Origin of the sequence: Nocardia testacea NBRC 100365 (assembly GCF_000308775.1) — a bacterium.
In the GTDB taxonomy this organism is placed as follows: domain Bacteria; phylum Actinomycetota; class Actinomycetes; order Mycobacteriales; family Mycobacteriaceae; genus Nocardia; species Nocardia testacea.
On the sequence record NZ_BAGJ01000105.1, the window covers coordinates 1 to 24186 of the forward strand.

The following is a 24186-nucleotide window of genomic DNA, read 5'->3' on the forward strand; positions in this document are numbered from 1 at the left end:
ACTGCTGGAACCTGGTTCCAGCGTCGGGGACCGGATCGCCGCCGCCGAATCCGCCGATCGACATCACCGGCACGTCCCCGGTCAGCTGATAGCCCGCGGCGTTCATCGCACTCACCGTGGCCGCCGCCCAGGTGTAGCCTCCGGCGTTCTGCCGCAGTAGCGCGGCGACGGCCGCACTGCTCTCGCCACCGGGGCCACCGGCCCGGCCCGGTGCGCTCGCACCGTCGGTCTGCTGCCCGTCGGCCCGTCCGTCCCGACCGTTGTCTCCGGATCCGCCGGATACGGCACCGAAATCGCCGGGCATCGCACCGGCTGCGCCGGACCCGTCGTCCGCGGCACCGGACCCGTCGTCCGCGGCGCGGGGCACGGCGCCCGTATCTCCGGAGCCTGCCCCCGTCGCACCCGGGCCGGCGCCCGCGCCGCCGCGAGCACCGTCCATACCTCCGGGACCCCGCCCGGGCCACCGAAACCGCCCGAGCCGGTACTCGGCCCGGCCAGCACGATCGAACCCGTGTGCGGCGTGGCCAGCGTATCGACGGTGTAGGCGACCGGACCGGCCAGTCCGACGAACAGCGCCGTCAACGCCGCGACCACGGACACCTTCCGTGCCCGGATCAGCACGGCCACCGTGGCGAGGATCCCGGCCGCCGCGACCACCCAGCGCAGCCACGGGACGAACTCCGCGGACCGGCCCAGGAACACCCACGAGTTCACCGCGGTCAGGGCCACGGTGATCGCCAGGACACAGCGCACCCACAACCGGTCGCGTTCGCGCCACAGCGCGATCCCGCCGGCGCCGGTCACCGCCGCGACCGCCGGGGCCAGCGCCACGGTGTAGTACTGGTGGAAGGTCCCGGTCATGAAGCTGAACACGCCACCGGTGACCAGTCCCCACCCGCCGAACAGCAGCAGGGTCGCCCGCTGCGGGTCGGTGCGCACCGCGCGGCCGCGCACCACCGTCGCCGCGACCAGCAGGATCAGTGCCGCCGGGATCAGCCAGCCGATCTGGCCGCCGATCGACGCGCCGAACAGGCGGGTGATCCCGGCATCGCTGCCGAACCCGCCGCCCGGCCCGTCACCGGCGGAGCTGAGCCGGTCGAGACCGTTGTATCCCAGGGTGAGCTCGATGATCGAATTGTGTTCCGAGCCACCGAAGTACGGCCGCGAATCCGCCGGCCACAACTGGGCGATCAGAATCCACCAGCCCGCCGCCGCCACCATCGCCACGCCCGCCGCGCACAGCTGCGCGATCCGGGTGCCCAGCCGCGGCGGTCCGGCGAACAGATAGACCAGAGCCAGGGCGGGTAACACCAGCATCACCTGCAACTGCTTTGCCAGAAAGCCGAATCCGACGAACGCGCCACACAGCACCGGCCAGCGCCAGCGTCCGTCCTCGACGGCCCGGGCCATAGCCCAGACCGCGGCGACCATCAGGAGCACCAGCAGCGCGTCGGGGTTGTTGAACCGGAACATCAGCGCGGCAACCGGAGTCACCGCCAGGACGAGGCCGGACAACAGACCGGCGGTGGCGCCGAACGAACGCCGCACCGTCTCCCACAGCAGCGCCACCGCGGCGACTGCCATCAGTACCTGCGGCGCCAGCATGCTCCAGCTACCGAATCCGAACAGCCGCGCCGACAGCTCCATCGGCCACAGTGCGGCCGGCGTCTTGTCGACCGTGATGGCGTTGGACCAATCGGAGGACCCGAAGAAGAACGCCTCCCAGGATTTCGCGCCCGACTGCACGGCCGCCGCGTAGAAGGAGTTGGCGAATCCGTTGGCGGTGAGATTCCAGAAATAGGCCGCCGCCGTACCCAGCAGCAGCACCGCGAGGCCGATCTTCTCCCAGGGCGGGTTCCGCCGGGCGGGAGCCACCGCCGGTACGGGAGCCGGGTGGCGCGTCATCAGAGTGGTCACGACGCCACCTCCCGGACGGGACGGCCGGCGCCGTGGGAACTGCTCGAATTCTCGGTCATGCGCTCCACGATCGCCGTCGATGCTCCCTCCTGCCTGGGGGCCGGCTGGGAACGCGCTGGGAGTCCGGCCGGACGAGCGGACCGATCCGGTTCTCCGGTTCCGGAACGGGGCGGATCCTGACTGCCAGGAAATTCGCAGTTCTTCGGCAGGTCACCTCGAGGCCGGTTGCCCAGGATGGCCCTTGTCGGATCGGGGATCGCCCCGGCCCGGTGGCCTGAAGGACAGGCCACACGCAGAGGAGGAATATCTCGCAATGGCGAAGGTGATGAAGTCGAAGCTCGCGAAGGCGGCCGTGGTCGGCGGTGTCGGACTGGGGATGGTCGGCCTGGGCGCGGGCGCGGCGAGCGCACAGCCGGGCCCGGACCTGCACGGGAACCAGCCGCAGCAGAACCAGCCGCACTGGGACCAGCACCAGAACAACCCCGGCCCGAACCATCCCAACGGCCACGGCTTCTGGTTCTTCGACCGGTGGGTGCCGCTGCCCTGGTGATCGAACAGCGATGACGACCGCGACCGCACCGGCGCGACGCCCGGCCCTGCGGCGGACTTCCGGACCACCGAACCCCGCGGGGCCGCGTTCGTGCCGGTGGCTGCCGCACCGGAGAACAGCGGGCCGGTCACATCACCCGTTCTGGTCGGATTCCGCTGTGCCAGAACGCTTTTTCGGGCACCATCTGATCGTGTGATGATCAGACGAGTTCATGGAGTTGCTCTGCTGGCCCTGGCCACCGCCACGTTCGCCCCCCTGGCCACCGCGCCCGCGCTCGCGGACGCGTCCTTCACCGCACCCCAGGTCACCTTCGCGGGTACCGCGCCGGGAACGGTGACCGCGACCCTGCACAACCCGAACGACCGGGGTCGGTGCTGGGCGGAGGCGGGAGTCGGCCCGGAGAACAACCACGTCTTCTTCGGGGAGGCGAAACCGGAATCGCTGGCCGGACCCGGACAGACCGTGGAGACCTCGCTGACGGGTCTGGAATCGGGGACCACGATCAATGCCCGGGGCGGATGCGCCGACACCGGTCCCGCCGGCGGGTACGAGCTGGGCGAATTCGTCACGGTCGTCGTCCCGTAGCCGGATACGGCCCACGGACGGCGCGCCGACCCCGGAGCGGGGCTCGGCCACCGGCCACGGTTGCCGGCACCCGCGGTCAGGTGTCCGGCCCCGAACGGGCACCACCGCCGCCGATCGGCCACCCCGGCCGGTCGGCGGCGGGACCCTTACGGTCCGCGGCGCCGGTCACGGCCGGTTCAGGGTCGGCCCGCACCCGGTGCGGGTGCGGGGAAGGCCACCACCCGGCCGGTGGGTCCGGGTGTCTCGGCACCGTACTGCTGGCCGATCACGAAGAGACGCGGGTTGCCGGGATCGCGATCGAGGACGCAGGCGAAAGCACCACGGTCGGACTCGACGGTGCCCAGGACCGTGCCGCCTTCGGCCACCCGGACACAGTGCCGGTTACCCACATCGGCGTACCAGGCCGCGCCGTCGGCATCGAGGCAGATACCGTCGGGATGATCGCCGGGCGTGTCCGCCCAGACCCGGCGGCCGGCAAGATCGCCCGAGGTCGTGATGTCGTAGGCGGTGAGTCGCTCGGCATAGGATTCGGCGACGATCAGGGTGGCACCGTCCGCGGTGATCGCCATACCGTTCGGGAACGCGAGATCGTCGGCGACCCGGCGCACCGTACCGTCCGGAGTCACCAGCACCACGAATCCGGGCGCGAATCCGCCGCCGGGAAAAGCGAATCCGATGCTGTTCACGTAGGCGTTACCTCGCGCGTCGACGACGATATCGTTCCACGGTATATCCGTTTCACCGCCGAGGTCGGCATGGGTCACCAGGGCGCCCTCGGCTTCACGGCGCAGCAGTCGCCGCCGGACCGAATCCACGATCAGCAGCCGCCCGTCCGGCAGGAAGTCGATACACATGGGAAACGAGGGCACCGACGCGATCACCTCACCCCCTCCCGGGCCGTCGACCGCGATCACCTGATTCGCGCCCCAATCGGAGAACCACAGCCTGCCCTCGTGCCAGCGCGGCGATTCACCGAACACAATGCCCTCGAGCACCACCTCTGGTGGCTTCACCATATTTCCTCCGTCCGCCGATGATGATGGGGACGGGACGGGCGCCCGGAATTCATCGCCCGTCACAGCCGGTGTCGGCCGGGCGCCCGGCCGCCGGTCAGCCGATACCGTACGCGGCCAGCGCATCGAGCAGGGCGCGCGGCCGCTGATCGGTCGGTAGCGGATCGACGAGTTCGACCACACAGCCGATATCGGCCGCGGCGCCGTCGGCCTCGGCGCTGTCCCCGATCATCAAGGTCTCGTGCGGCGGTACGCCGAGACGCTCGCAGGCCAGGGCGAACAGCCGCGGATCGGGTTTCACCGCGCCTTCACGGAAGGAGAGCACGAACTCGCGCACGTAGTCGGCCGTTCCGGCGCGCTCGAAGACCGGGCGGATATCCCAGGCGATATTGCTGAGGACCGCGACCGGCAACTCGAAGCCCGCCGCCACCTTCAACGCTGCCGCCGTATCCGGGTACGGCATCCACGCAGCGGCCGATACGAGCTGGTCGTAGAGGTAGTCCGGATTGCCGACGCCGGACCCTTCGAGCACCGCGGTATACAGCTCACGGTGCAGTGGCGGGTCGAGATCCCGCCGGTCCCAGTCCTCGGCCAGCCGCGCGGGCAGCCCCTCGGGGCGCCCGGTGGGCGCGGTCATCCGGCGCATGATCTCGGCCTGGCGGGCACCGGCGAGCGGCGCCCCGTGCCGATCGGTCAATCCCTCGGTGGTCGGTTCGAATCGGAAAAGTGTGCCGGAGAAGTCGAAGAGCACGCCGCGGATGGTCATGCGAGCCAGGTTACGGACGACCGGTGCGCGGCCGGTCGTGAACCGATGACCGCGAGCGGCCGGCCGCGGGCCGCAGCCGCGACAGCGTGCCCGGGGTCAGTCGCCGCGCGAGTGTTTCCAAGGTGGTGACCATACCGGCGACCTCGGCGGGATCGTCGGTGCCGAGCGCCGCCGCGAGGGCGGTATCGATCGTGGTCGCGCGGACCGTATCGACCCGGTCGGAGGCCTCGGGCGCCTGGCGGATCAGGATGCGACGCCGGTCGGCCGGATCGGGCTCGCTCACGATGGCGCCCGCCTCCCGCAGCCGCGCCACACATCCGGAGACCTGACTCTGCGGCAGGCCCGTGCGCGCGGCGATCTCCCCCACCGCGCTCCCGGGATGCTCGACGATATCGCTGGCGACGATCAGCACCGACCGGACACTGGTCGAGTACTGCGGCAGCCCCTCGGTCGGCATCGCCTCCTCGCCGATCTTCATCAGCGTGCGGCCGAGCAGGAAGAGTTCGACTCCGTTCACCCGGGGGACGCTACCGCACATACGCATCGTTTCGAATACATCTTTCTTGATGTATCTAAAAAGATGGATTACGGTGCTCGGTATGAGCGAATTCGGAACCGGCCGCCTCCCCGTCCCCGGCGCGACCCTGTACTACGAGATCCACGGCAGCGGCCCGCTGCTCCTGCTGCTACAGGGCGGCGACGGCAATACCGCCCGCGGCGCCGATCTGGCCGCACGGCTCGCCGCCGACTACACCGTGGTCGTCCCCGACCGCCGCGGCCTGTCCGGCAGCGTGCTAGACGACCCGGCCGCGCCTGTGACGGTGGCCACCCACGCCGACGACATCCACCGGCTCCTGGCCGCCCTCACCGACGAGCCGGCCCGCATATTCGGCTCCAGCTACGGCGCACTCATCGCGCTCACCCTGGCCAGCGATCACCCGGAGCAGATCCACACCCTGATCGCCCACGACCCCGCCACGATCGCCCTGCTACCGACCGCGGCCCGCGAGCGCGCCGAACGCGACCTCGCCGCCCTCGCCGAGGTCCACCGTCGCGACGGCGCACTGCCCGCGCTCCGGAAACTCGCCGAACTCATCCACGCCGATTTCTCCGAACGGGAACCCGGCGTCGCACCACCAGCCCCGCGCGGTCCCGGCGATCTGGCGGATCTGGACTTCTTCCTGTCCCGGGACCTGCCGGAGATTCGCTCCTCGGCCCTGGGCGCCGCGGCGATCACCGCCCTCACCACGACCCCGGTCCGTATCGTGCCGGCCGCCGGTCGCGGCTCCCGGGAGATCTGGAACTACGACTGCGCCCGGGCCCTGGCCGCCCTACTGGACCGCACGGTCACCGAATTCCCGGGCGGCCACAGCCTTTCCACCCATCCGGCCGCCTTCACGGCGCGGCTACGCGAAGTCCTGCACGACGCCGACCGGACGGCGACCGCGACAGTCGCCGATTAGCGGACCACCGGCGCTATCCGGCGAATTCGCACAGCTCCAGTGCCGTACTGCGCAGGGCACCCAGCCCGATCGGATCACCGTCGGCTCCGGTGGCACGCAGCGGCTCGATATCGGGCACCCCCGCCGCACCGGCGTTGTCGTTGAGCGCATAGCTCTTACCGCCGGGGGCGATGAACACCACCTGCACACCGGGCCGGCATTCCAGTTCACCCCGGTCCACGCTCAGCGGCCACAGATAACCGAAGTTCTCGCTCGCCACCGCCTGCCGCGCCGAACTCGGCGCAGGCAAGGGCACCGGACTCGGATGCTCGGGATCGGTGGGCCCCGATCCACCACCGCACGCGGTGGACGACAATGCGGCACACACCACACCCGCCACGAAACACGCCGCACGTCTGGACATCACGTCGAACCCCCGGACCGAGACGCGGGCCGATCCCCGCGTCTCGACACTACCCCGACGGCCACCGGGGAACCATCACCCGGCGGTGAGATCGGCGAGGGCGCCCAACAGGAAATCGTTCACGGCCCCGGTCGCCTCCAACTGCACCAGATGCCCGGCACCGGGTACCCGCTGCACCGCACGCAGATCCGGGAGCAGCGCGCGCATCGTCTCGAGTGGGTCGCGACCGCTGAAACCTTCCATATCGGGATCGTTCTCGCCGTAGACGAAGTACACCGGAACAGTAGGAACCGCCTCGGCGTAGTCGGCGGTCAGCTCCCAGTTGCGGTCGATGGCCCGGTACCAGTTCAGACCGCCGGTGAATCCGGTGCGCTCGAAATCACCGGCCAGCGTGTCGAAATCGGCCTCCGACAGCCATGTCCAGGGGAGGTCGGGGGCCACCGGCAGCGCATCGAGGTAGCGGGTTCCCGGCGGGTTCTTCCACACGTCGAGGTAGTGGAAATCCCCACTCAGCGCGAAGTAGACCCGGGAAAGGAATTCGCGTGGCCGTTCGGCCAGGTGCGCGTCGGCCACGCCGGGTTCCTGGAAGTACTGCAGGTGCAGGAAATGCCGCTCGGCCATCTTCCCCCAGTAGTACCCGGGCGGTTTCGGCGCGCGCGGCGCGAAGGGATTGTTCAGGATCACCAGACCGCGCACCCGTTCGGGCGCGCGCAGCGCGAGCTCCCACAGCAGGGCCGCGCCGAAATCGACGCCCACGAAAACCGCCTGGTCCGCGTCGATATCGTCGAGCAGCGCCAGCAGATCGCCGACCACGGCCGCATTGGTGTAGTCATCGATCGACTCCGGCGCCCCGGTGCGGCCCGCGCCGCGCAGATCGGGGGCCAGGGCCCGGTATCCGGCCGCCCCGGCCGCGGCGAGCTGGCGGTGCCAGACATACCAGGTGTGCGGGAATCCGTGGCAGAAGATCACCGGGTGGCCCCGGCCCTGTTCGGCTACATGCATCCGCACGCCGCCGGTGTCCACGAACCGGTGTCTCGGCTCCACCGCACCTCCCGAATACTAGAACGCGTTACAGTTTCACGGTAACGTCCCGGGACTGTGAGCGGAACACCACACCCCCTGCAGAACCGGATCGCGGTGGTCACCGGCGCCAGCCGCGGCATCGGCAAAGGTATCGCCCTGGAACTGGGCGCCGCCGGCGCGACCGTGTACGTGACCGGACGATCCGACCGGCCTGGCAGACTCCCGGGTACCGTCGGCGAAACGGCCGCGCGGATAGAAGAACTCGGCGGCACCGGTGTGCCGGTGGTCTGCGATCACCGCGACGACGAGGCGACCGCCGCGCTCTTCGAACGGATCGGCAACGAGCACGGCCGGCTCGACGTCCTGGTGAACAATGTCTACAACTCCCCCGCCGCCGCCCGCTGGCTCGGCCGCAAATTCTGGGAGGTGCCACCCGCGGCGTGGGACGAGACCTTCGAGGTGGGCGTTCGCTCGCACTACGCGGCCGCCGTCTACGCCGCGCCGCTGCTGCTGAAGGGCGACGGCTTGATCGTCAACGTCTCCTCGCCGGGCTCGCGGCGGTATATGCACAATGCGGTGTACGGGGTCGCCAAGACCGCACTCGACCGGATGACCGCCGATTTCGCGCACGATCTCGCGGACACCGAGGTCACCGCGGTCTCGATCTGGCCGGGCATCGTCGATACCGAACTACTGCAGATGGTGCCCGCCGACGCGGACGGCAACCGGGTGGTGACGCTTCCCGGGGAGGGCAGTTTCGACCTGAACCAGGCGGAGAGCCCGCGGTTCGCGGGTCGTGCGGTAGTGGCCCTGGCCACCGACCCCGAACGCCGGAAACGGTCCGGGCAGGCCTGGAAGGTCGCCGATCTCGCCGACGACTACGGGTTCACCGATGTGGACGGGAGAGTTCCGCGCCACGACTGACCGGCAGGTCAGGCGAATTTGATCTCCAGCCCGATCCCGAGGATCGCGATGAACCAGACCATGCCGGTGAAGATGGTGATGCGGTTGAGGTTCTTCTCGGCGACGGTCGACCCGGACAGACTCGACTGCATCCCGCCACCGAACAGGCTGGACAGACCTCCGCCCTTGGCGCGGTGCAGCAGCACCAGCAGCACCAGCAGCAGGCTGGTGACGATCAGGAGGATATCCAGGAACATCCGCATGCCGGACAGTCTAGAGGGTGTGCCGGGTCGAATCCCATTCGCCGTCCGAGCACGGCTGCCGCGGCGGCGGAGTCCCGGACGCGTACGGCGGCGCGGATAGGCCTACGTCCGCGGTGCCACCGAGACCAGGTGGGTGAGCGTCTCGTCGTGCGCGAACTCCGAGACCGCCCGCTCACGCATCAGATCCTGGGCCGTCAGCCGCACCTTGTGCTGCTGCATGTGCTCGGACCACGAACGCACCACGAAGGCCTCCACATAACGGTCCGTACTGCCCACATCGCGGTACACCCGCCACTCCATGGCGCCGGTGCGCTGCCGGGACCGCCCGACGAAACTCATGGCCGCCAGGAACTCCGCCACCCTGTCCTCCGGGACGTCGTAATCCTTGAGAACCAGCACCGGGCCGTCGTCGGGGTCGGGTTCCACCACCAGTTGCGGTTCCGGCCAGTACGCGTGCGGCGTCAGATCGAAACCGGGCACGAATTGCCGCAGCGGTAGCCAGATCGTACTGAGCGCGCACACGCCGAGCAGCACCGCGGCCACGAGCAGCGCGGTGACCGGGCCGTAGGCCCCGGCGACCAGCCCCCACACCACCGAGCCGATCGCCTGCCCGGCCATGAACACCAGCAGGTACACCGACAGTCCCCGGGCCCGGACCCAGCCGGGCAGCAGTAACTGCATGGTCGCGTTCATGGTGGACAGGGTCAGCAGCCACGACGCGCCCGCGAAGACGAGCAGGAGCAGGACCAGCGCCTCGACCCGCAGCAGCGCGGTACCGCAGCAGGCGATCCCGAACACCACCGCGGCGACCGCGACCTGCTGGGTCGGGGTCAGCAGGGCGCGCACCCGGGCCAGGCCCAGCGCGCCCAGGACCGCGCCCACGCCGAGCGCGCCCAGCATGAGGCCGTACCCGGAGGAACCGAGACCGAGCTGGTTGCGCGCGATCACCGGGAGCAGCGACCACAACGCGCTGGCGGGCGCCACGAACAGGGCGGTGCGCAGCAGGACCCGCCGGATCGCGGGTGCGGATTTGATGAAGCGGGTGCCCGCCTGCAGTGCCGCCAGCGGCCGTTCGCTGGGCAGGTCCTTGGCCACCCGTGGCCGGCGCCAGAACAGCAGGGCCGCGACGATCGCGGCGAACGATACGGCGTTGAGCGCGAATACCAGCGCGGGACCCGACAGCGCGACCAGTACACCGGCTATGGCCGGTCCCACCGCCCGGCCGATATTCATGTTCATACTGCCGAGCGCGGCGGCCGAGGGGATCTGATCCCGGGGTACCAGTTCCGGCTGGATGGCCTGCCAGGCCGGCCCCACCACCGCCTGGCCGCAACCGAGCAGGAACAACAGGGTGAGCAGTACCGAGGGGGTGGTGTGCCCGGCGGCGGTGGTTACCGCCAGGGTGATCGCCAGGACCGCCATGGTCGATTGCGCACCCAGCAGCAGGCGGCGGCGGTCCAGCAGGTCGGCCAGTACTCCGGACGGGATGGCCAGGATCATCACCGGCAGCGTGGTGGCCGTCTGGACGAAGGAGACCAGTGCGGCGGCATTGGGTTCGTCGACCAGCACCCACTGGGCCCCGACCATCTGCATCCAGGTGCCCAGATTGGATACCAGCTGCGCGATCCACAGTGCTCGATAGACCCGCGACCGCAATGGCGCCCAAGTGGAAACTGGTTTCGCTGCGGCTGTAGTCACTCGGGACAGCATAGCGTCGCGCTCTGACCGGCCTGCCGGGCGAAGGGGCCCGCGACCGGCGCCGTCCCGGGCCCGGCGTCCACCGGCCCGCCCAACGGTTCCACCCGCGGTCCGGCGTTCGGCACGCTCACGCGGTGAGCCGGTCGTCCTCGCTGATGAACCAGGTGGCGATCACGCTCACCACCGCGGTGGCAACCAGATAGGCGCAGGCGAGCCACGGTGTCGAACCGCCCACCGCGATCAGCGCCGTGACGATCATCGGTGTCAGGCCCGATGCGTAGATCCCGGAGAACTGGTAGACGAAGGACAGTCCGGTGTATCGCACCTCGGCCGGATACAGTCCCGCGTACAAGGTGCCCTGTGCCCCGTAGAACAGTGCGTGCGCGATACCGAACACCGTGATGATCGCGACGGTGAAGATCACGATGTTCCCGGTTTCGAAGAGCGCGAACACCGGATACACCAGCACCCCGTAGGCCGCGATACCGGCGATATAGACCCGGCGCGGCCCGAAGCGGTCGGTGAGCAGACCGGACACCGGGATGAGCGCCGCCATCACCACCGCGGCGACGGTGACCGCCACCAACACCGGCACCTGCTCGAGACCGAGATGCCCGGTCGCGAAGGTGATCGCGAAAACACCCCAGGTGTTGAATGCCGCACCCTCGCCCCAGCGGGACAGCAGTCCGAGGACGGTGTTGCGCCGGGACCGGGCATCGCGGAACAGCTCGACCACGGGCACTTTCGAGATTCGGTTGAGCCGGTCGACCTCCCGGAACGCGGGTGTCTCGTCGATCTTCAGACGCACCACCAGACCGATCAGTACCAGCACCAGACTGGCGCCGAACGCGATCCGCCAGCCGTAGTCGAGGAACGCCGTTTCGCTCAGCGTCGTGCGCAACACCGCGAACACGCCGGTCCCCAGGGCCAGCCCGAGTGCCAGACCGACCTGCGGATAGCTGCCGAACAGGCCGACCTTCCGGCGCGGGCTGTGCTCGACGGCGAGCAATACCGCCCCGGCCCACTCCCCACCGAGCGCGAAACCCTGCAGCATCCGCAGCAGCAGGAGCAGGATCGGGGCCACGACGCCGATCGCGGCGGCGGTGGGCAGGACGCCCATCAGCGCGGTGGACCCACCCATGATCGCCATGGTCAGAGCCAGCGTCCGCTTCCGGCCGATCCGGTCGCCGATATGGCCGAATACGAGTCCGCCGATCGGCCGCATCAGGAAGCCGACGGCGAAGGTGGCGAACGACAGCATGGTCCCCACGAACGCGCTGTTGTTCGGGAAGAAGAGTTTGTCGAAGACCAGACCCGCCGCGGTGGCGTAGAGGAAGAAGTCGTACCACTCGACGGTGGTGCCGATCAGACTCGCCACCACCGCTTTCCTGGTGTCGGCGGCCCCGAGCCGCTCGTCGGGCGTCGTGGCGCGATCGTCGGGGCGGGCCCCGGCCGGCCCTGATTCCAGTAGTGACATGGTGTTCCCTTCGCTCCCGCGTCGATCGCCGAGCGAGGATATGAGGGCAACAGCCCAGGTAGGAAGCGTTGGAATCAGCGAGATTCGAGCGGCGGGCGCGTTTTCGCGCCCGGGATCGGGCCGCACGCCGGGTAGCATCGCCGACATGCCGGGACCAACGCTGCGAATCGGTGCGGCACTGTCACTGCTCGTGCTCGCCGCGACAGCGTGCTCGGACAACGAGCCGGCGCCGACCCCGCCCGAACCCACACCCATGGGCCACACCTACATCTCCACCGAGGTCACCGGCACACCCATCCCCGGCGGCGGCCCGCTCACCCTCACCTTCGCCGACGACCGGATCTCCGCGGAGGCCGGGTGCAACACCCACAGCGGTGGGGTGGATCTGCGCGACCATGTTCTGCACGTCTCCGAACTGGCGAGCACGCTGATCGGCTGTCCGGGCGACCGGGCCGGCTCCGACACCTGGATCGAGGACCTGTTGCGTGCCGACCCCACCTGGCAGCTCGATCAGGATCACTTGACGCTCACCGGGAAGGGCGCCACCGTGGTCCTCACCGACAAGAAGGTGCTGCACCCGGACCGTCCACTTCGCGGCACCGAATGGGTGGTGATCTCGCTGCTCACCCCGGATGCCCGGATCAGCTCACAGACCATCGATCAGGTCCGGCCGTCGCTGACCATCGCCGACGACGATTCGCTCACCGGCTTCGCCGGCTGCAACCGGATGACCGGCCGGGCGGTGGTGACGGAAACACCCGCCGGAGCCGATATCGCGTTCACCAGGGCCACGACCCGAATGATGTGCGGTCCGGAGATCATGGAAGTCGAGCAGGCAGTGCTGGCCGCCCTGGACGGGACGGTACAGGCCACCGTGGACGCGGACACCCTCACGCTCCGCAACCCCGACGGCCACGGACTCGTCCTGCGCGCCCGATAGTGCGACATCACCGCCGAACGGAGTCCGGTGGTGTTCGTCGCGACTCGGCCCTATCCGTCATCCGCGGTCCGTTTCCTCCGGAGCGGTCTCCAGACTTTCGACCGACAGACGTGCCGGTGCGGACCCGGTCGGGTTCAGCAGTACTTCGACTCCGGACGGGACGGCATCCGCGAGCGCCTGCCCGTGGACCGGTGACCACAGGGCGACCTCGACATCGGTCTTCTGGACTTCGGCCGTGACCACGACGACACACGGGGTCCCGTCGGGCGCCGCACCCAGCAGCGGCCGACCGGATCCGTCACAGCCGATCTCCACCACCGAGTCCCGGAGCATCCGGATGAGGTCTGCGCCGAGCCGCTCCCCGGCCGCGGCCCGGCGCAGCACGGCGTCGATTGGGTCGGTCGGCACCTCGGGTCCGCTGGGGCAGTAGCGCGGATTGGGCCGGAAGGGACCGGCGCTGCCGTCCGGGCGTAACTCCCAGCCGCCCACCATGGCCTCCGACGGCGGCGCCCCGGCAGTAGCGGGTCCGTCCCATCCGGGGTCGATCAGAACGAACCAGTCGCCGTGGCGGACAGCTTCCACAGGTGGTCCAACCACAAGTCTCCGTTCTCGAAACCTTCTGCCCGGTGGTATTTTTCCACGAAGACAGAGATGTCGCAGTCAACTCGATGAACGCTCTTCCGTATCACCGTGACCGAGAAGCTCACTCGCTCCGAGCCGATCGTCCGGATCTGCATACTCGACGAATGAACGGGCTTGCGCCGGAGCTGATCTCCGGTTCCAGGCTGGCTGTGTCGATGCGCGAGGCGACCGAGGTCCTTGCCCAAACGGCGCGCAGCGAAGGCCAGAACCTCCACGACTTGTTGACCGCGTACAGCGGTACCGTCCGCAATGCCGCGGGGCGGGTTTCCAACGCCGACAGTTCAGGTGCGGACCTTGCGCAAATCGCCTCGGGTACCGAGCCCCGAGGGCCGTGGCTCATCGGTTGGGACGGCAACTACCGGCATTTCACCTTCGAACCCCGTCATGTCCGCAGCATGCCGCTGCTGGATCATGAGGGAAAGATCTTCGGGGTGTCCTTCCCCACCCATCACACGGGTTACAACGCGGATCGGAAGGCATATCGGACCTGGTCGCAAATGCCGAACCGACTGAGCGATACCGAGTTCGTTCCCGAGATCCGGTCCGACCGGGCCGGGAACCGGAACCCCAACTGGAGGGATCGGGGACCCGCCCTGCCCGCGCCCTGGGCAGCGGACGCGCAGGACGGGGCGCTCTTCGTGCATGCCCACGCCGGCCGACGCGGTTTCGAAGTAGAGGTCAATGTCGGCACCGACGACGACCCGGACTGGCGGATCCTCCTCGCGCCGGAGCGTTTCTTCGGACATATCCTGGCGGCGAATCAGCATTTCCAGGCAGCTTCCAGAGCAGCACCACGCCGACCGCTGGTGATGCTGTGCTGCCACGCCGGAAACCCTGAGTACGGGCACGCGCAGGGCGCCGCGGAGGTCCTGCACGGTGAAGGCCTACGCCACGACGTCCACGCGACGATCGCCCAGAACTGGATAGGGTGGAGTAAAGAAAACGGAACCGCGGGAGTCATCGTAGAGGTGCCGGTGGGCAGCTCTCCGACCGACGCGGTGGTCACCATCCGGGCGCCACGCGAGGCCGCACCGCCTGTCGGCACCGACCAGGAGGCGCCCCTCACCGCCACCATTCCCCCGCCCGCGGAACGGCGCAGCGGTATGGATGCGCTCCCACCCACGGACAGATGATCGAGACGCAGTTCCCCCACCACCGGCAGCACCGTGCGACGACCCGGGGGCGGCGCGGCACGGTCAGGTAGCCGATGCCGTTGTCACACCGACTCCGACCCTTCGCCGCGGCGTCGAGTGCCGCCGTGACGCCGCCGGCAACCGGGCGCGTGATCGCGTCCGGCCTGGACCCGCGGTAGGTGAACGACGAGGCCCGCCGGTGGAAACCGGCGGGCCTCATCGGGTCATCGGTCGGTCAGGGCAGCGGACCGCCCGCCGCGATAGCGGACAGGGTGGCGAATTCGTCGCCCTTGAGCGACGCACCGCCCACCAGGGCCCCGTCGATATCGGTCTGCTTGGTCAGTTCGCCGACATTCTTCGCGTTCACCGAACCGCCATAGAGCACCCGGACGGTATCGGCGACCTGTTCGCCGGCCAGCTGCGCCAATTCGCCGCGGATCGCACCGCAGACCTCCTGCGCGTCGGCCGGGGTCGCGACCTTACCGGTGCCGATCGCCCATACGGGTTCGTAGGCGATCACCACCTTCGCGATCTCCTCGGCCGACAGGCCCTTCAGCGAACCCCGCAACTGTTCGAGGTTGTACTCGACGTGGGTGCCCGCGTCCCGCACGTTCAGGCCCTCACCGATGCAGACGATCGGCGTGATGCCGTGCTTCAGCGCCTGCTTGGCCTTCGCCAGCACCGTGGCGTCGTCCTCGTTGTGGTACTGGCGGCGCTCGGAATGCCCGACCACCGCGAACGCGCAGCCCAGCTTGGCCAGCATCGCCGCGCTGATCTCGCCGGTGTAGGCGCCCGATTCGTGCACCGACACATCCTGCGCACCGTAGGTGATACGCAGTTTGTCGCCCTCGACCAGCGTCTGCACGCTGCGGATATCGACGAACGGCGGAATGACCGTGACATCGACCTTGTCGAAGTACTTGTCGGGCAGCGCGAACGCGATCTTCTGCACCAGCGCGATGGCCTCGAGGTGATTGAGGTTCATCTTCCAGTTGCCCGCGATCAGCGGCTTCCGGGCCATCTACGCACCCTCCGCTTCCTCGAGCACGCTGATGCCGGGCAGCGTTTTACCTTCCAGGTACTCCAGCGACGCACCGCCACCGGTCGAGATATGCGAGAAATCGCCCTCCGGGATACCGAGCGCCCGCACGGCCGCGGCGGAATCGCCACCACCGACCACGGTGAACGCGCCCTTACCGGTGGCCGTGGCAATCGCCTCGGCGACGCCGCGGGTTCCGGCGGCGAACTTGTCGAACTCGAACACACCCATCGGGCCGTTCCAGAACACGGTGCGCGCCTCGGTGAGCAGGACCGCGAAACGCTGCACCGATTCCGGACCGATGTCCAGACCCAGCCAGCCGTCCGGGATCTCGTGCGCTGGTACGACCTTCGACTCCGCGTCGGCGGAGAAGGAGTCGGCGACGACGATATCGCGCGGCAGATGGATGACATCGGCGTAGCGATCCAGCAGACCCTTACAGGTCTCGATCATCTCCTCCTGCAACAGCGAGGAACCGACGGAGAGCCCTTCGGCGGCAAGGAAGGTGAAGCACATACCGCCACCGATGACCAGGGTGTCGACCTTGGGGGCCAACGCCTCGATCACCGCCAGCTTGTCCGACACCTTGGACCCGCCCAGTACCACCGCGTACGGGCGATCGGTGGATTCGGTCAACCGGGCCAGCACATCGGCTTCCGCGGCGACGAGGGTGCCCGCGTAGTGCGGCAGCAGTTTCGCCACGTCGTATACCGAGGCCTGCTTGCGGTGCACCACGCCGAAGCCGTCGGAGACGAACGCACCGTCGTCACCCACCAGCTCCACCAGCGCGGCGGCCAGCTTCGCACGCTCGGCGTCGTCCTTGCTCGTCTCCCGCGGATCGAAGCGGATGTTCTCCAGCAGCAGCACATCACCGTCGGTCAGTCCCTCGGACCGCGCCAGCGCGTCCTGACCCACCACATCACCGGCGAGCTGCACATTGCGGCCCAGTTCGGCAGCGAGCCGGGTCGCCACCGGAGCCAGCGACAGCGCCGGATCCGGGGCGCCCTTCGGACGGCCCAGATGCGCGGTGACGATCACCTTCGCGCCGGCTTCCACCAGCGCGCGGATGGTCGGCACCGAGGCAACGATGCGGCCCGGATCGGTGATCTGCCCGTTGTCCAGCGGGACATTGAGGTCGGAGCGCACCAGCACCCCGCGCCCCTCGACGCCCTCGGCGAGGAGATCTTCCAGAGTTTTGACAGTCACGCCGTTCCTCAGAGGGACTTGCCGACGAGGCCGATGAGGTCGGCGAGGCGGTTGGAGTAGCCCCACTCGTTGTCGTACCAGGAGTAGACCTTCACCTGGTCGTCGATCACCTTGGTGAGCGGCGCGTCGAAGATGGACGAGTGCGGGTCGGTCACGATATCGCTGGACACGATCGGGTCGACGCTGTACTTCAGGATGCCCTTCAGCGGTCCCTCGGCGGCCGCCTTGAACGCCGCGTTGATCTCGTCGACGCCGGCCTTCTTGGCGAGGTCGGCCGTCAGGTCGGTGATCGAGCCGGTGGGGATCGGCACCCGCAGGGAGTAGCCGTCCAGCTTGCCGTTCAGGTCCGGCAGCACCAGGCCGATGGCCTTGGCCGCACCGGTGCTGGTCGGCACGATGTTCACCGCGGCGGCGCGGGCACGACGCAGATCCTTGTGCGGGCCGTCCTGCAGGTTCTGGTCCTGCGTGTAGGCGTGGATGGTGGTCATCAGGCCCTTGACGATGCCGAACTCGTCGTGCAGCACCTTGGCCAGCGGGCCCAGGCAGTTGGTGGTGCAGGAGGCATTGGAGATGATGTTCTGGCTGCCGTCGTACTTGTCGTCGTTGACGCCCATCACGATGGTGATGTCCTCGCCCTTGGCCGGGGCCGAGATGATGACCTTCTTCGCGCCGGCGGCCAGATGACCCTTGGCCTTGGTGGCGTCGGTGAAGATACCGGTGGACTCCACCACCACGTCCACACCCAGATCGCCCCACGGCAGCGCCGCCGGGCCCTCCTTGATGGCCAGCGCCTTGATGCGCTGATCGCCCACGACGATGGTGTCCTCACCGTCGAGCGACACATCCTGGGGCAACCGGCCCAGGATCGAGTCGTACTTCAGCAGCGTGGCGAGGGTCGCGTTGTCGGTGAGGTCGTTGACCGCCACGATCTCGATATCGGTGGTGCCGAGCGCCTTCTGCGCCTCCACCGCCCGGAAGAAGTTACGCCCGATACGACCGAAGCCGTTGATACCTACCCGGACAGTCACGTTATCGCTCCTCAGCTGTCAAGCGGATCGTTCCGATGCCCTGTCAACCCTAATGCCTCGCGATCGCCTCCCCGACAGGCACCTGGTGTTCGTGAGCACCGGGTATCCGGGCGCCCGGCCGGAGCACTGTGGCGGTTCCACCCACCGCACCGGAGGATGGTGGTGATGCCGAACGAACCCGCCCCCGCGATCCCATACATCCGCCCCGCCACCGACGCCGACACACCCCGCGCCACCAGGACCCTCGCCCGGGCCTTCGCCGACTATCCGTGGACGCGGCACACCCTCGCCGCCGACGACCACGAGCGCCGCCTGGCCACCTTCCAGGAGCTCTTCCTCACCCGGATCGGGCTCCCGCACGGCAGGGTGTGGGTCGCCGACGACGGTGACGCGGTCGCGGTGTGGACCACCCCGGCCACCGATGCCGAATCAGTGTTCACCGAGCTCGCGCCACGCTTCGCCGAACTGGCCGGCGATCGCGCCGCCGCGCACAGCGCGGCGGAAGCGGCCCTGGCGCCACACCGTCCGGCCGGGCCCGTCTGGTTCCTGGGTACCGTCGGCGTCGATCCCATCCGCCGGGGGCGAGGTCTGGGCCGCGCGGTGATCGAACCGGGCCTGGCCGCGGCGGAACGCGACGGCGTCCCCGCTTTCCTGGAGACGTCCACGGAGGCCAATGTCCGTTTCTACGAACATCTCGGCTTCCGGGTCACCGCGGAGGTGGAGATTCCGGACAACGGTCCCCGCACCTGGTGCATGCTGCGCTGAGGTCGCCGAACACCCGGCGCCGCCACCCCGGCCGGACGGATCACGGGGCCATCCGGCCGGGCCGGGCGCCTCAGGCGTCGTCGAGCAGCTCCGCGGTGACCGCCGACTCCGTATCCGGCACCCCCAACTCCTTGGCCCGCCGGTCCGCCATGGACAGCAACCGCCTGATCCGCCCCGCCACCGCGTCCTTGGTCATCGGCGGGTCGGCGAGCTGACCGAGTTCCTCCAGCGAAGCCTGCCGGTGTTCCACCCGCAGCTTCCCCGCCGCGGCCAGATGGTCCGGCACATCCTCGCCGAGCAGTTCCAGCGCACGTTCCACCCGGGCCGCCGCCGCGACCGCCGCGCGGGCCGAGCGGCGCAGGTTCGCGTCGTCGAAGTTGGCGAGCCGGTTGGCGGTGGCACGGACCTCCCGGCGCATCCGGCGTTCTTCCCAGGTGAGCCGGGTGTCCTGGGCCCCCATGCGGGTGAGCAGCGCGCCGATCGCCTCGCCGTCGCGGACCACGACCCGATCGGTGCCGCGCACTTCGCGGGCCTTCGCGGAGATTCCGAGCCGCCGGGCGGCGCCGACCAGGGCCAGCGCGGCTTCGGGGCCGGGGCAGCTCACCTCGAGAGCCGAGGAACGACCGGGTTCGGTGAGCGAACCGTGCGCCAGGAAGGCGCCGCGCCACGCGGCTTCCGCGTCCGCGACGCTACCGCCCACGACCTGGGCGGGCAGTCCGCGCACGGGCCGGCCACGGACGTCGAGCAGGCCGGTCTGGCGGGCCAGGGCTTCGCCCTCTTTGGCGACCCGGACCACGTAGCGGGAGGATTTGCGCAGGCCACCGGCACTGAGCACATGCACATCCGACCCGTATCCGTAGAGTTCGAAGATCTCCCGCCGTAGCCGCCGGGCGATGGAGCCCATATCGACTTCGGCTTCGACTATCACCCGCCCGCCGACGATATGGAGGCCGCCGGCGAAACGCAGCAGGGCGGACAGTTCGGCTTTGCGCGCACTCACCTGTGTTACGGCGAGCCGGCTCAGCTCGTCTTTCACTTCGGCTGTCATCGCCACGAGACGTGCTCCTTTCCACCCAACCCGGACCGCACATCCTGACCCATGTGCCGTCCCTCGACTCGAAGCCCCGGCAACTGTGGCCGAGGCCCGTGGATCAGTTGATCCAGTGCGGCGGCGAGCTTTCCGGGGTCGTGCCGGTCGGTTCCCGCGTCGGCGACATCGGAAAAGACCACTCGCGCCCGTAATTGACCGGCAGCCCTGGCCACATGCTCACGCTCCCGCCCTTCCGGTACGCACCCGGAGTCGACCAGAACCTCGTCGACCGCGAAATCCGGTGCGTGCTGGGACAATACATGGAGATGCCGTTCGGCGGAGAACCCCGCGGTCTCACCGGGCTGCGCGGCGAGGTTCAGAATCAGCACTTTACGCGCCCGGGTGTGGACCAGTGCGTCACGGAGCCCGGGGACGAGCAGATGCGGTATCACACTGGTGAACCAGGACCCGGGGCCCAGGATCACCGCGTCCGCGCGTTCGATGGCCGCGGTGGCCTCCGCGCAGGAGGGCGGATCGGCGGGCAGCAGCCGCACCCGCCGCACCTTGCCCGGCGTCGTGGCGACCGCGACCTGGCCGCGGATGCAACGGCTCACCCGCGGATCGGCTTCCAGCCCGGAGACATCGGCCTCGATATCCAGCGGGATGTTCGACATGGGCAGCACCCGCCCGCTGATCCCGAGTAACTCCCCCACCTGGTCGAGGGCGGCCACCGGGTCCCCGAGCACCTCGGTGAGGCCGGCCAGCAGCAGGTTGCCCACCGAATGCCCGGCCAGCGCGCCGGTACCGCCGAATCGGTGCTGCACGGTCCGGGTGAGCACACCGTCGGCGTCGGCGGCCAGGGCGGCCAGGGCCATGCGCAGATCACCGGGTGGTGGCACCCCGAGTTCGGCGCGCAACCGGCCGGAGGAACCGCCGTCGTCGGCGACCGTCACCACCGCGCTGATCCGGCGCGTGATGCGCCGGACCGCCGTGAGTGTCGCGTACAGCCCGTGGCCACCGCCGAGCGCGACGACCGCTGGGCCGGACGGGTCGGCGGCTCCGGTGTCCGCGCGACTCATTCGCGCCCCAGATCCCGGTGCAGTACCCGTACCGCGTCCACCGGCCCGTCCGCGCCCGCGTCGATCCGGCTGCCGGTGATCTTGCCGAGGGCCTCGGCGATCGCGACGCTGCGATGTCTCCCGCCGGTGCAGCCCACTGCGACCGTCATGTAACGCTTCCCCTCTTGGCGATAACCCTGGGTGGTCAGCTCGATCAGGTGATCACAGGTCCGCAGATAGTCGTCGGCGCCCGGACGGGACAGCACATAGTCGCTGACCACCGTTTCCTGACCGCTGTGCTGCCGAAGTTCTGGTACCCAATGCGGGTTGGGCAGGAAACGCACATCCAGCACCATGTCCGCGTCCAGCGGGACACCGTACTTGAATCCGAAGGATTGAACGGTCAACTGCAGTGCGGCGGGCGTGCCGCCGCCATAGACCTCTTCCAATTTCCGGTGCAACTGGTGGATGGACAGTTCGGTGGTGTCGATGACCACATCGGCGGCGGCCTTCACTCCCGCGAGCCGGACCCGTTCGGCGGCGATACCGGCCGACAGGGTCCCCTCGGCGCTGTCGTTCTGCAGCGGATGGCGGCGCCGGGCGAAACCGAACCGGCGGATCAGCACATCGTCGGAGGCCTCCAGGAACAGGATGCGCGTGGGGACGCCACGGGCGCGCAGTTGTTCGGTGACGGCCGGCAGGTCGCCGGTGAAGAATCGGCTGCGCACATCCATGACGATCGCCAGCCGCCGGATGGGCGGATCGGCCGAGGAACCCAGTTCGACCATGCGGCCGATCAGTTCCGGCGGCAGATTGTCGGTGACGTACCAGCCCAGATCCTCGAGAACCCGCGCGGCCGTGCCCCGCCCCGCACCGGACAGGCCGGTCACCATCACGACTTCGACGGGGGTGCCCGAGCCGGAATCGGTACCCGGCACCACTGTCGTACTGTTGTTCGATTCGACGCGAGTCATGTACCACCCGGATCTTGTTCGGGAATTGCGTTTCGGTCACCCAGCTGTAGGTCGTCGCCCCGGAAACTGTCGCGGGGCGCAGGAACAAACGTACGTGACCGGCGCCGGTCGCCGCGCGGTTGCCGCGGCCGCCGCGCCGGGCCTATCGCTCGTGCAGGGCCGCCAGTACCGCCTCCGCGGTGGCGCGGCCGATACCGGGCACCTCGATGATCTCCTCGACGGTGGCCTCTTTGAGCCGCGCGACCGAACCGAAATGGGTCACCAACGCGGTCCGCCGGGTCTCGCCGAGACCGCGGACCGTATCCAGTGCCGACGCCGTCATCCGCCGCGACCGTTTGCTGCGATGGAACGTGATGGCGAAGCGGTGCGCTTCGTCGCGCACTCGTTGCAGCAGGTAGAGGGCCTCGCTGGTACGCGGCAGCACCACCGGATCGGGCTCACCGGGAACCCACACCTCTTCCAGCCGTTTGGCCAGGCCCACCACGGCGATATCGGTGATGCCGAACTCCTCGAGCACCTCCGCCGCGGCCGCCACCTGCGGCGCGCCGCCGTCGACGACGTAGAGATTGGGCGGATAGGCGAACTTGCGCGGCCGGCCGGTCTTCGGGTCGATACCGGGACGGGTCACGATCTCCGCGTCGGCCTCCGCGTCGGCACCGTCGCCCACCGGGGGCGTACCGAACTCGGGCACCTGCGCCACCCCCGCGAGATCGGCCTGTTCGGTGGCATCGCGCTCCCGGCGTAGCCGGGCGAACCGGCGCCGGGTCACCTCGGCGATACTGGCGACATCGTCGGAGCGCCCCTCACCGGCGGCTTCCCGGATCGCGTAGTGGCGGTAATCGGACTTCTTGGGCAGGCCGTCTTCGAAGACCACCAGTGAGGCCACCACATCGGTGCCCTGCACATGGCTGATGTCCACACATTCGATACGCAGCGGCGCGGTATCGAGGTCGAGGGCGTCCTGGATGTCCTGCAAGGCCACCGAGCGGGAGGTCAGATCGCCGGCGCGGCGGAGTTTGTGCTGGGCCAGCGCCTCCTTCGCGTTGCGCGCAACCGTCTCGGCGAGGGCTTTCTTGTCGCCGCGCTGCGGTACCCGCAACCGCACCGACCCGCCGCGCAGGGTCGACAGCCAGCGCTGGACCTCCTCGGCGTCGGCCGGGAGTTCGGGCACCAGCACTTCGCGCGGTACCACGGCCGCGGCCTGCTCGCCCGCCGTCTGCTCGGCCACGGCGGTCTGCTCGGCGTAGAACTGGGTGAGGAACTGCTCCACCAGCGCGGCAAGTTCACCGCCCTGCTCCGGGGTGTCGGCCGCGTCACCGGATTTGTCGACCACCCAGCCGCGTTGCCCGCGCACCCGGCCGTCGCGGACATGGAAGATCTGCACGGCGACCTCCAGGTCGTCCCCGGCGAAGGCGATCACATCGGCGTCGGTGCCGTCGCCCAGCACGACGGCCTGTTTCTCCAGTGCCCGGCGCAGGGCCTGCACATCGTCGCGCAGCCGGGCCGCGGTCTCGAAATCGAGGTCCTCGGCGGCCGCCTGCATCCGGCGTTCCAGGTCCTTGACCATCCGGTCGGTGCGGCCGGCCAGGAAGTCACAGAAATCGTCGACGATCCGCCGGTGCTCGGCGGCGGAGACGCGGCCCACACACGGGGCCGAACATTTGTCGATATAGCCGAGCAGACAGGGGCGGCCCATCTGGCTGTGCCGTTTGAACACCCCGGCCGAGCAGGTGCGCGCGGGAAACACCCGCAGCAGCAGATCGAGGGTCTCCCGGATCGCCCAGGCGTGGGCGTAGGGGCCGAAATACCGCACCCCCTTCTTCCGGGCGCCCCGGTAGACGAACAGTCGCGGGTACTCCTCGTTCAGGGTGACCGCCAGCACCGGATAGGACTTGTCGTCGCGATAGCGGACGTTGAACCGCGGATCGAACTCCTTGATCCAGTTGTACTCGAGCTGCAGCGCTTCCACCTCGGTGGAGACCACGGTCCATTCCACGCTCGCGGCGGTGGTGACCATCTGGCGGGTACGCGGATGCAGGGCGGCGATATCGGCGAAGTACGAGTTGAGCCGGTTGCGCAGGCTTTTCGCCTTGCCGACATAGATGACCCGGCCGTAGGAGTCCCGGAACTTGTAGACACCGGGTTCGAGTGGAATGGAGCCGGGCTGCGGCCGGTACGTCGCGGGATCTGCCACGTATCCAGCGTAGTAGCGGGCTCGGACACATCCGGCCGCCGGTCGGCCCGGCCCGCTCACCGCACCGGCGACCCGGCGCGGCGCCGCCCCACTACGTGTTGTCGCGCCGCCGGCAT

The 24186-nt window shown here is 69.2% G+C and carries 25 protein-coding genes; 7 read left to right on the top strand and 18 right to left on the bottom strand.

Going from position 1 to position 24186, the window contains the following annotated elements; translation table 11 throughout:
* Positions 1-106: mannosyltransferase YkcB-related protein (locus ON38_RS38365; RefSeq protein WP_444543709.1), on the bottom strand; the 106-nt coding region annotated here is incomplete at its 3' end.
* Between the two features lie 5 nt (positions 107-111).
* Positions 112-1917 carry a glycosyltransferase family 39 protein gene (locus ON38_RS15490; protein ID WP_051164829.1) on the bottom strand — a complete coding sequence of 602 codons (1806 nt, stop codon included), beginning with the start codon at positions 1915-1917 and terminating at the stop codon, positions 112-114.
* Between the two features lie 313 nt (positions 1918-2230).
* Between ON38_RS15490 and ON38_RS15495 the strand changes: the two genes are divergently transcribed.
* Complete coding sequence (locus ON38_RS15495; RefSeq protein WP_051164830.1) at positions 2231-2467, top strand: hypothetical protein; 237 nt, start codon at positions 2231-2233, stop codon at positions 2465-2467.
* Between the two features lie 195 nt (positions 2468-2662).
* A complete protein-coding gene (locus ON38_RS15500; protein WP_039825508.1) occupies positions 2663-3052 on the top strand; it encodes a hypothetical protein in 390 nt (129 codons plus the stop codon).
* Between the two features lie 176 nt (positions 3053-3228).
* On the opposite strand, the gene ON38_RS15505 is transcribed toward ON38_RS15500, so the two are convergent.
* The 3 genes from ON38_RS15505 to ON38_RS15515 all read right to left on the bottom strand — a co-directional run bounded on the left by ON38_RS15505 (position 3229) and on the right by ON38_RS15515 (position 5348).
* Positions 3229-4068, bottom strand: coding sequence for an SMP-30/gluconolactonase/LRE family protein (locus ON38_RS15505; RefSeq protein WP_039825509.1), 840 nt, complete (start codon positions 4066-4068; stop codon positions 3229-3231).
* A gap of 94 nt (positions 4069-4162) precedes the next feature.
* Entirely contained in the window at positions 4163-4831 is a 669-nt protein-coding gene (locus ON38_RS15510) for an HAD family hydrolase (protein WP_039825510.1), read from the bottom strand.
* A gap of 10 nt (positions 4832-4841) precedes the next feature.
* Positions 4842-5348, bottom strand: a complete 507-nt coding sequence (locus ON38_RS15515; protein WP_218000783.1) for a MarR family winged helix-turn-helix transcriptional regulator — start codon at positions 5346-5348, stop codon at positions 4842-4844.
* 82 nt (positions 5349-5430) lie between these two features.
* Between ON38_RS15515 and ON38_RS15520 the strand changes: the two genes are divergently transcribed.
* Positions 5431-6294: an alpha/beta fold hydrolase gene (locus tag ON38_RS15520; protein ID WP_051164831.1), complete on the top strand. Its 864-nt coding sequence runs from the start codon at positions 5431-5433 to the stop codon at positions 6292-6294.
* A gap of 13 nt (positions 6295-6307) precedes the next feature.
* Here the strand turns inward: ON38_RS15520 and ON38_RS15525 are convergent, their stop codons facing one another.
* Both ON38_RS15525 and ON38_RS15530 read right to left on the bottom strand, forming a co-directional pair.
* The gene (locus ON38_RS15525; protein WP_051164832.1) at positions 6308-6697 is read right to left on the bottom strand and encodes a DUF2511 domain-containing protein; all 390 of its coding nucleotides are present in this window, start codon (positions 6695-6697) and stop codon (positions 6308-6310) included.
* A gap of 75 nt (positions 6698-6772) precedes the next feature.
* The gene (locus ON38_RS15530) at positions 6773-7741 is read right to left on the bottom strand and encodes an alpha/beta fold hydrolase (protein WP_039825512.1); all 969 of its coding nucleotides are present in this window, start codon (positions 7739-7741) and stop codon (positions 6773-6775) included.
* A gap of 54 nt (positions 7742-7795) precedes the next feature.
* Between ON38_RS15530 and ON38_RS15535 the strand changes: the two genes are divergently transcribed.
* Positions 7796-8644 (top strand): SDR family NAD(P)-dependent oxidoreductase, encoded by an 849-nt coding sequence (locus ON38_RS15535; RefSeq protein ID WP_039825513.1) that lies wholly within the window; start codon positions 7796-7798, stop codon positions 8642-8644.
* Between the two features lie 8 nt (positions 8645-8652).
* Here ON38_RS15535 and secG read toward each other — a convergent pair whose 3' ends face one another.
* The 3 genes from secG to ON38_RS15550 all read right to left on the bottom strand — a co-directional run bounded on the left by secG (position 8653) and on the right by ON38_RS15550 (position 12061).
* Positions 8653-8886, bottom strand: coding sequence for a preprotein translocase subunit SecG (secG, locus tag ON38_RS15540; protein ID WP_030521441.1), 234 nt, complete (start codon positions 8884-8886; stop codon positions 8653-8655).
* Between the two features lie 102 nt (positions 8887-8988).
* Positions 8989-10596 carry an MFS transporter gene (locus ON38_RS15545; RefSeq protein WP_085995417.1) on the bottom strand — a complete coding sequence of 536 codons (1608 nt, stop codon included), beginning with the start codon at positions 10594-10596 and terminating at the stop codon, positions 8989-8991.
* Positions 10597-10711: 115 nt separating this feature from the next.
* Positions 10712-12061, bottom strand: coding sequence for an MFS transporter (locus ON38_RS15550; RefSeq protein ID WP_051164833.1), 1350 nt, complete (start codon positions 12059-12061; stop codon positions 10712-10714).
* Positions 12062-12206: 145 nt separating this feature from the next.
* Here ON38_RS15550 and ON38_RS15555 point away from each other — a divergent pair, with 145 nt between their 5' ends.
* Complete coding sequence (locus tag ON38_RS15555; protein ID WP_085995418.1) at positions 12207-13001, top strand: META domain-containing protein; 795 nt, start codon at positions 12207-12209, stop codon at positions 12999-13001.
* Between the two features lie 57 nt (positions 13002-13058).
* Here ON38_RS15555 and ON38_RS15560 read toward each other — a convergent pair whose 3' ends face one another.
* Positions 13059-13598, bottom strand: a complete 540-nt coding sequence (locus ON38_RS15560; protein ID WP_157181789.1) for a type VII secretion system-associated protein — start codon at positions 13596-13598, stop codon at positions 13059-13061.
* Positions 13599-13747: 149 nt separating this feature from the next.
* On the opposite strand from ON38_RS15560, the gene ON38_RS15565 reads away from it, so the two are divergent.
* Positions 13748-14776 (top strand): hypothetical protein, encoded by a 1029-nt coding sequence (locus tag ON38_RS15565; RefSeq protein ID WP_039825514.1) that lies wholly within the window; start codon positions 13748-13750, stop codon positions 14774-14776.
* 235 nt (positions 14777-15011) lie between these two features.
* On the opposite strand, the gene tpiA is transcribed toward ON38_RS15565, so the two are convergent.
* The 3 genes from tpiA to gap are packed head-to-tail and all read right to left on the bottom strand — an operon-like array spanning position 15012 to position 18049.
* Complete coding sequence (tpiA, locus tag ON38_RS15570) at positions 15012-15797, bottom strand: triose-phosphate isomerase (RefSeq protein WP_039825515.1); 786 nt, start codon at positions 15795-15797, stop codon at positions 15012-15014.
* A complete protein-coding gene (locus ON38_RS15575) occupies positions 15798-17021 on the bottom strand; it encodes a phosphoglycerate kinase (protein ID WP_039825516.1) in 1224 nt (407 codons plus the stop codon). It lies immediately after the preceding gene.
* Positions 17022-17029: 8 nt separating this feature from the next.
* The gene (gene gap, locus ON38_RS15580) at positions 17030-18049 is read right to left on the bottom strand and encodes a type I glyceraldehyde-3-phosphate dehydrogenase (RefSeq protein ID WP_039825517.1); all 1020 of its coding nucleotides are present in this window, start codon (positions 18047-18049) and stop codon (positions 17030-17032) included.
* A gap of 165 nt (positions 18050-18214) precedes the next feature.
* On the opposite strand from gap, the gene ON38_RS15585 reads away from it, so the two are divergent.
* The gene (locus ON38_RS15585) at positions 18215-18814 is read left to right on the top strand and encodes a GNAT family N-acetyltransferase (RefSeq protein ID WP_218000784.1); all 600 of its coding nucleotides are present in this window, start codon (positions 18215-18217) and stop codon (positions 18812-18814) included.
* A 70-nt stretch (positions 18815-18884) separates the two neighbouring features.
* On the opposite strand, the gene whiA is transcribed toward ON38_RS15585, so the two are convergent.
* From whiA to uvrC, 4 genes are all read right to left on the bottom strand, one after another.
* Positions 18885-19862, bottom strand: a complete 978-nt coding sequence (gene whiA, locus ON38_RS15590; protein ID WP_174372421.1) for a DNA-binding protein WhiA — start codon at positions 19860-19862, stop codon at positions 18885-18887.
* Complete coding sequence (locus ON38_RS15595) at positions 19859-20923, bottom strand: gluconeogenesis factor YvcK family protein (protein WP_039825520.1); 1065 nt, start codon at positions 20921-20923, stop codon at positions 19859-19861. The genes whiA and ON38_RS15595 overlap by 4 nt, the downstream gene beginning before the upstream one ends.
* Positions 20920-21876, bottom strand: coding sequence for an RNase adapter RapZ (gene rapZ / locus ON38_RS15600; protein WP_083872711.1), 957 nt, complete (start codon positions 21874-21876; stop codon positions 20920-20922). The genes ON38_RS15595 and rapZ overlap by 4 nt, the downstream gene beginning before the upstream one ends.
* A gap of 142 nt (positions 21877-22018) precedes the next feature.
* Entirely contained in the window at positions 22019-24070 is a 2052-nt protein-coding gene (gene uvrC / locus ON38_RS15605) for an excinuclease ABC subunit UvrC (protein ID WP_039825521.1), read from the bottom strand.
* Positions 24071-24186 lie beyond the last annotated feature (116 nt).